This window comes from Lishizhenia sp. (assembly GCF_057456495.1).
In genome coordinates this window covers 1-1,644 of record NZ_JBVCPV010000322.1, presented here as the reverse complement: position 1 = coordinate 1,644, position 1,644 = coordinate 1, and the positions used below count along the sequence as shown (strand labels likewise).

General features: G+C 38.8%; 2 protein-coding genes. Both read right to left on the bottom strand.

What is annotated here, in order from left to right:
- Positions 1 to 326: 326 nt before the first annotated feature.
- Positions 327 to 923 (bottom strand): 50S ribosomal protein L25, encoded by a 597-nt coding sequence (locus AC22ZQ_RS14575; protein WP_318959478.1) that lies wholly within the window; start codon positions 921 to 923, stop codon positions 327 to 329.
- A 10-nt stretch (positions 924 to 933) separates the two neighbouring features.
- On the bottom strand, positions 934 to 1,644 hold a 711-nt coding region (locus tag AC22ZQ_RS14570), incomplete at its 5' end, for a ribose-phosphate pyrophosphokinase (protein ID WP_318959477.1).

Below are 1,644 nucleotides of genomic sequence, written 5' to 3'. Positions count from 1 at the left end.
TTGGGCAAAGCTTACCAGTGTAAGAAGGGTGAAGAGGGTCGTTAACAGTTTTCTCATGCCTTAAAAATAATATTTAATTGTGTCTTTCCCCTCCCCAAGCTTCTTGGGGAGGGGTCGCGCTATACATTCTACGCTTCAGTACAAAGTTAGCAACACCTGCACCTTTCATTGGGCTTCTATTGTCGCCCATAAAAGTTGGGTGTAGCAAAACTTTTTCCTTGCAGGGTGCCATTGCTATCGCTAATACGGTCTGCTAGATTGGGGTTTAGGCAATAAAAAAAGCGCATCCCTTAGGAATGCGCTTTGTGTAATCTCGTTGAAATAGACTAAGCTTCTGCAGCTTCTTCTCCTTCTTCTTCTTCTTCTGTATCGTTAACAGCACCTCTGGCCATTTTAACAGATACAGCAACAGCTGAAGCTGGATCTAAAACTTTACATCCTGGAATTTCAATTTGTCCAATTCTAATTGCTTGTCCAATTCTCAATGGAGTAATATCTAATTCTACAGTTGCAGGAAGATCTTTTGGTAAACCTTCAATCTTAACTCTTCTGAATACTTGTTGTAAACGTCCACCGTTCAATACACCTTTAGAACGTCCAACTAATGATACTGGAATACCAACTTTAACTGGCTTGTCATCAACTAACTCTAAAAAGTCAACGTGTTGAATCTTGTCAGTTACAGGGTGCATTTGCAAATCCTGGATAATTCCTCTTTTAGTTGTTCCATCGATGTCGATCTCGATTTGGAATACATCTGGAGAGAAAACAATTTTCTCTAAATCAGTGTGCTTAACTGCAAAAGTAGTTTGCTCACCTGTTCCGTAAAGTACACAAGGTACGTTTCCAGCGTTACGAACTGCCTTCGCGTCCTTTTTCCCTACGTTCGCTCTTAGCGAACCGCTCAATTGTACTGTTTTCATTTTTATTTTATTATGAGATTATAAAATGCGAACTAATTGACTGGTTGTTCACCAATCTTCTGATAACATCTGAGAATAAATCTGCTGAAGAAATAACTCTGATTTTATCACTTTTTTGTTTCAATGGAATTGTATCTGTAACGATCAATTCTGTAATGTTTGATTCATTTATTCTGTCGTAGGCAGGTCCAGAAAGCACAGCGTGCGTACAGAAAGCACGAACACTTTTCGCTCCTTTTTCCATAAATAAATCTGCAGCTTTAGTTAATGTACCTGCTGTATCACACATATCATCCACTAAAACAACATCTTTACCTGTAACATCACCTATCACTGTCATTGTAGCAACTTCGTTAGCTTTTTGTCTTTGTTTATGACAAAGTGCTAAACCAACATCTAACTTCTTAGCGTAAGAGTTTGCTCTTTTAGCACCTCCAGCATCTGGAGCAGCCATGATTAAGTTTCCTGTGTTTAACTTCTCGATTTCTGGGTAGAAAATAGTAGAAGCAAAAAGGTGATCCACTGGGAATTCAAAGAATCCTTGAATTTGGTCAGCGTGTAAATCCATTGTAATTAAACGATCTACACCTGCAGCCATTAACATGTTAGCTACTAATTTTGCTCCAATTGCTACTCTTGGCTTGTCTTTTCTATCCTGACGAGCAAATCCGAAGTAAGGAATTACTGTAATGATTTTACGTGCAGAAGCTCTTTTTGCAGC